7 protein-coding genes and 1 pseudogene are annotated in these 5,342 nt (G+C 69.1%); 4 read left to right on the top strand and 4 right to left on the bottom strand.

Annotation, left to right across the window (positions count from 1 at the left end; translation table 11 throughout):
- The coding region (locus AC04L7_RS11740) for a threonine/serine exporter family protein (RefSeq protein ID WP_475513059.1) at positions 1-387 on the top strand (387 nt) is incomplete at its 5' end.
- A 67-nt stretch (positions 388-454) separates the two neighbouring features.
- Here AC04L7_RS11740 and AC04L7_RS11735 read toward each other — a convergent pair.
- The 4 genes and pseudogenes from AC04L7_RS11735 to AC04L7_RS11720 form a co-directional block, all read right to left on the bottom strand.
- A pseudogene (locus AC04L7_RS11735) lies at positions 455-817 on the bottom strand (H-NS histone family protein); the annotation flags it as partial.
- 120 nt (positions 818-937) lie between these two features.
- Complete coding sequence (locus tag AC04L7_RS11730; RefSeq protein ID WP_475513058.1) at positions 938-2,632, bottom strand: proline--tRNA ligase; 1,695 nt, start codon at positions 2,630-2,632, stop codon at positions 938-940.
- A gap of 70 nt (positions 2,633-2,702) precedes the next feature.
- Positions 2,703-2,990 carry a DUF4124 domain-containing protein gene (locus AC04L7_RS11725; protein ID WP_435996875.1) on the bottom strand — a complete coding sequence of 96 codons (288 nt, stop codon included), beginning with the start codon at positions 2,988-2,990 and terminating at the stop codon, positions 2,703-2,705.
- Between the two features lie 9 nt (positions 2,991-2,999).
- Positions 3,000-3,401 carry a DUF4124 domain-containing protein gene (locus AC04L7_RS11720; protein ID WP_435996877.1) on the bottom strand — a complete coding sequence of 134 codons (402 nt, stop codon included), beginning with the start codon at positions 3,399-3,401 and terminating at the stop codon, positions 3,000-3,002.
- A gap of 91 nt (positions 3,402-3,492) precedes the next feature.
- Between AC04L7_RS11720 and pssA the strand changes: the two genes are divergently transcribed.
- Genes pssA through rimI form a run of 3 tightly spaced genes read left to right on the top strand, consistent with a single transcriptional unit; the run spans position 3,493 to position 5,212 of the window.
- Positions 3,493-4,272, top strand: a complete 780-nt coding sequence (gene pssA / locus AC04L7_RS11715) for a CDP-diacylglycerol--serine O-phosphatidyltransferase (protein WP_296279591.1) — start codon at positions 3,493-3,495, stop codon at positions 4,270-4,272.
- The gene (locus AC04L7_RS11710; protein ID WP_299340490.1) at positions 4,269-4,706 is read left to right on the top strand and encodes an alanine acetyltransferase; all 438 of its coding nucleotides are present in this window, start codon (positions 4,269-4,271) and stop codon (positions 4,704-4,706) included. Before pssA ends, AC04L7_RS11710 begins: the two co-directional genes overlap by 4 nt.
- The gene (gene rimI / locus AC04L7_RS11705; protein WP_296279593.1) at positions 4,703-5,212 is read left to right on the top strand and encodes a ribosomal protein S18-alanine N-acetyltransferase; all 510 of its coding nucleotides are present in this window, start codon (positions 4,703-4,705) and stop codon (positions 5,210-5,212) included. Before AC04L7_RS11710 ends, rimI begins: the two co-directional genes overlap by 4 nt.
- Positions 5,213-5,342 lie beyond the last annotated feature (130 nt).

Below are 5,342 nucleotides of genomic sequence, written 5' to 3'. Positions count from 1 at the left end.
GCCTACGCTTTCGCCGTGTTGTTCAAGGCGCATCGTCGCGACTATTTCTGGGTGATGGCGGCCGCCATCGCCGGCTACAGCATCTCCCGCTATGCGGGCCAGGCGTGGGGCGTGCCGGTCGGCATCTTCCTCTCCGCCCTGACGCTGACCGCCGCCGGCAATGCCTTCGCGCGCTGGGCCAACCGGCCGGGCGCGCTGATCCGTGTGCCGGGCATCCTGATGCTGGTGCCCGGCAGCACCAGCCTGCGCGGCCTGCTGACGCTGGTGCAGCAGCAGGATGTCGGCGTGGGCCAGTCGGCGCTGTTGGCCGTCACCAACGTGGTGATGGCGCTGATCGCGGGCCTGCTGTTCGGCAACCTGCTGATCTCGTCGCGCAAGAATCTCTGACGCGCGCAAACGGAAACGGGAGGCCCAGGCCTCCCGTTTCTTTCCATCACGCGAAGCGCGGTTACTTCTTCTTGATGATGAAGTCTTCGGCCTTCTTGCCCTTGGCGATTAGGGCGGCCATCCAGCGCGGATGCTTGCCGCGACCGGTCCAGGTTTCCTTCGGATTGGCGGGGTTGCGGTACTTCGGCGCAACCTTGCCGAGCTTCTTGCCGGCGCGCGGGCCAGGCTTGCTCGCTGCCTTGGCGGGGCGCGTGCCGCCGGTGCCGAACAGCTCCTCCAGCGTGTAGCCCTCGGCCTTGGCGAATTTGGTGATCTTGCCGCGCACCGTCGCGATGGGCGTGCGCTTGGCCAGCTTGCTCTGCTGTTGCTTGGCCTTTTCGATCAAGGCGCCAAGTTCCTTGGCGGACAGGTTACGCAGGTCGATCGACATCAACTATCTCCAGTCAGGAAGGGAAAGCCCGTCCTTGGCAGTGGTCCGATGGTAAGCGACCCCGGAATCGCCGCACAAACCCGGGGGTGCGGGGATGCCGGTTCGCGCATCCCCGCGTCATCAGCCGCGCAGGCGTGCGAGCAGGTCCTCGCGGCCGATGTTCTCCGCGTCCTGCGCGCGACGCGCACGGTATTCGAACGTGCCTGCCGCCAGCCCGCGCTCGGATACCACCACCCGATGCGGAATGCCGATCAGTTCGATGTCGGCGAACATCGCACCCGGGCGCAGGCCGCGGTCGTCCAGCACCGCTTCGATGCCGGCAGCGTGCAGGTCGGCGAGGAGCGCCTCGGCGGCATCCTTCACCGCGGCGTCGTCCTTCGGATTGATCATGCACACCGCAACAGCCCACGGCGCCATCGGCGCGGGCCAGACGATGCCGTTGGCGTCATGGTTCTGCTCGATCGCCGCCGCGACGATGCGCGACACGCCGATGCCGTAGCAGCCCATGGCCGGCGTGGCGGCCTTGCCGGTTTCGTCCAGCACGGTGAACTTCATCGCTTCGCTGTACTTGCGGCCGAGCTGGAACACGTGCCCCACCTCGATGCCGCGCACCAGGCGGATCTCTCCACCGTCGGCCGCCGTGTCGCCCGCGACCACGTTGCGGATGTCGGCCACCGTCTCCGGTTCCGGCAGGTCGCGACCCCAGTTGACGCCGGCGAGATGGAAGCCGGCCTCGTTGGCGCCGACGACGAAATCCGCCATCGCCGCCACGTCGCGGTCGGCGACCACGCGGATCGCCTGCTTCGCGCCGATCGGGCCGAGGAAGCCCGGTTCGCTGCCGAGGTGGGCGAGGATTTCCGCCTCCGTCGCCAGCCGGTAGTCGGCCATGCCGGCGACCTTGCCCAGCTTGATCTCGTTGACGGCATGGTCGCCGCGCACCAGTGCCAGCACGAAGCCGGCGTCGGTCATGACGGCGACCGACTTCACCGTGCGCTGCAGCGGGATGCCGAGCAGCGCGGCGACCTCCTCGCAGGTCTTCTGCGTGGGCGTGGCGACCTTGCTCAACGTCTCCGTGGCGGCCGGCCGCGGACCCGGGGCCGCCGCCTGCGCGGCTTCGACGTTCGCGGCGTAGTCGGAGCCGGTGGAGAACGCGATGGCGTCCTCGCCCGAATCGGCCAGCACATGGAATTCCTGCGAGGCATCGCCGCCGATGGCGCCGCTGTCGGCYTGCACCGCTCGGAAGTCGAGGCCCAGGCGGGTGAAGATGCGCGTATAGGCCGCATGCATGTTGCGGTACTCGCGCACCAGGTCCTCGYCGGTGATGTGGAACGAGTAGGCATCCTTCATCACGAACTCGCGCGCACGCATCACGCCGAAGCGCGGGCGGATCTCGTCGCGGAACTTGGTCTGGATCTGGTAGAAATTCACCGGCAGCTGCTTGTAGCTGGACAGCTCCTGGCGCGCGAAGTCGGTCACCGCCTCTTCGGCCGTCGGGCTGTAGCAGAAGTGCTGCTCCTTGCGGTCGGTGATCTTCAGCAACTGGCCGCCGAATTTCTCCCAGCGCCCGGTCTCCTCCCACAGCTCGCGCGGCTGGATGGTCGGCATGATCATCTCGATCGCGCCGGCACGGTCCATCTCTTCGCGTACCACGGTTTCCACCTTTCGCAGCACGCGCAGGCCCAGCGGCGACCAGGTGTACAGGCCGGCTGCGAGCTTGCGGATCATGCCGGCGCGGAGCATCAGCTGGTGGCTGACCAGCTCGGCATCGGCCGGGGTTTCCTTGGTGGTGCGGAGGTGGAACTGCGACAGGCGCATCGGCAGGGGGATCCGGGAGGGGCGAATCGCCTATTTTGCCAGCCTTGGCCGCACGCGGGGCGGCGCTGGGTCAATCGGCGTCGGTCGCGGCGTCGCCGCTCACGCGGATGCCGGCGGGCGTGTCGCGGTCGATGCGTTCGTAGCGCCGGCCCTTTGGCGGCTGCTCGGTGATCTGCAGCACGCCGGCGTCGTCGCGCCAGCGATACAGAGAAGGACGGGCTTCGCGCGCTTGGGCGGCCGCGGCGTTGTTCGGGCGCGCCTGCTTGCGCGATGTGGCGTCAGGGGCTTGCCGGCCGAGCCACCAGGCGACGCCGACCCCCAGTGCGATGCCTGCCGCGATCGCCAGCCAGGCGCGCATCCGGCCGGATCAGGTGCCGGCGGCCGGCTTGCAGTAGGCCTTCACCGCGGCCTCGGCGAGATTGCGCTGGTTCTCCCGACCGGTGTCGTCCAGCGTGGTGTCAGGCTTGCCGTCACCGTCGGTGTCCTGCTGGATCGGGCCTTTGGTGGCCGCCAGCATCTGCAGGTTGGCGCGCGCGGTCGTGCACTGCGGGTTTTCGACCGGCTTGCCGGCCGGCTGCGGCGCATCCGCGGCCGCGGCACCATGCTGGTTGATGCGGCGGTTCTGCGCAGCCTGCTGGTTGGGCGGCGGGCTGTCGGAGTAGTGCGTCACCCCGTTCTTGTCCTTCCACTGGTAGACCTGCTGGGCCTGCACGGCGGAGGCGGTAGCGAGGCAGAGCGCCAGCACGGACAGGCAGGACAGGAGGCGCATGGGAAGCTCCGGATCACGGGGGACCCGATTGCAGCACCCCCGGGCCGCGCAGGCAAGCCGGGCAGGGGAGCGCTGGGCTAAACTGCGACCCATGAACGAAATCAAGCCGCCCCCGCGCTCCCGCGGGATCTACCTGCTGCCCAACCTGTTCACCACCGCGGGCCTGTTCGCGGGGTTCTTCGCGATCATCGCCGCCGCCAACGGCCAGTTCGTGAATGCGGCCATCGCCGTGTTCGTGGCGGGCCTGATGGACGGCATCGATGGCCGCGTGGCGCGCCTGACGGGCACCAGCAGCGATTTCGGCGTGCAGTACGACTCGCTGGCCGACCTGGTCAGCTTCGGCCTGGCGCCGGCGCTGGTGATGTACCACTGGTCGCTGTCGGCGCTGAAGTTCGACGGTGGCGTGATGGGGCGCGTGGGCTGGGTCGTGGCATTCCTGTATGCGGCGTGCGCCGCCTTGCGCCTGGCGCGCTTCAACACGCAGGTCGGCACGGTGGACAAGCGGTGGTTCATCGGCCTGGCCAGTCCGGCGGCCGCCGGACTGATGATGTCCTTCGTATGGGCGTTCGCCGACGGCGAACTGGGCTGGACGGGCGAGGAACTGCGTTATCTGGCGCTGGCGGTCACGCTGGTCGCGGCGCTGCTGATGGTGAGCCGCATCCGCTTCTGGAGCTTCAAGGGCACTGGCGAGGGCGGGGCGAAGGCCGACCGCATTCCGTTCGTGGTGCTGGCGCTGGTGCCGCTGGTGCTGGCGATCCTGTTCATCGACCTGCCGCGCACCTTGTTCGCGGTGGGCGTGGTGTACGCGCTGTCGGGCCCCGGTTACTGGCTGTGGCAGCGCGCGCGCCGGCACAAGGATGCTTCCGCATGACGCTGGCGGCGGACCGTTTGTGGTCGGCCGAGCAGCAGGGCTGGCTTCGCGCACTCGGCCACGCCATCTACCTGCCCGCCGACTGGCCGACCGAGGCCGGCGGCCCGGCGGCGGCTCGGGTGGATATGCAGGACGTACGCACGGAGGCGGCGACACCGACAACGCCTGCGCCGCGTGCAAGACCACCGGCACCCGACGCTGACGAGCGACCCGCACCCGTGCGCCAGGCATCGGCGCCCCGGACCGGTGGCGCGAAGCTGCCGGACCGCCTGCATTTCGCGCTGATCCGCGCATCGGGCTGCAATCCCAATGCGCCGGAAGCCGCCGCCCTGATCGCGCAATGGCCGAGTTCGGCGGAATTGCGCGGCAACCCGGCCGCCAAGCGCGCGCTGTGGCCGCTGTTGCGTCGCCTGCGCCGCGGTATCGCGACATGAGCGCGCTGGGCGTCGAGGCCTCGCCGGGGTCCACGTCCAGCCTGCGGCCGATGCGCGAGGGCGACCTCGACGCGGTGATGGCGATCGAGCAGCGCGCCTATCCGTTTCCCTGGACGCGCGGCATCTTCAAGGATTGCCTGAAGGCCGGTTACCCGTCATGGGTGATGACGGAACACGGACTGGTGATCGGCTACGGCCTGCTGAGCATCGCGGCAGACGAGGCGCATGTGCTGAACGTCTGTGTGGCACCGGAACGCCAGGGGCGCGGTCTCGGTCGCCACCTGTTGCGCGCGCTGGTGAAGATCGCCCGCGACCACCGCGCACAGCGCGTCTTCCTGGAAGTGCGCCCGTCCAATCCGGGCGCGATCGCGCTGTACCACAGCGAAGGCTTCAACGAGATCGGCCGCCGGCCGCGCTACTACCCGGCCCGCGATGGTCGCGAGGACGCACTGGTCATGGCGATCGAACTGGTCGCCGACGACATCACCTCGATGCCGCCGCTGTAGGGCGGAGCTCGCTCCGCTGCTTTCCGGTCAGTCGATGGAAGGGTAACGCCTGCGCGGAGTCGAGCAAGCTCGACTCTACCGAACCGGAATGACGTGAGCGTCAGAGCTTCGCGCGCTGCCCGTGCAGGGC

This window comes from Pseudoxanthomonas sp. LjRoot204_2 (assembly GCF_056175765.1).
The sequence above is the reverse complement of the archived record's forward strand: the minus strand, read 5'-3'. Positions and strand labels throughout refer to the sequence as shown.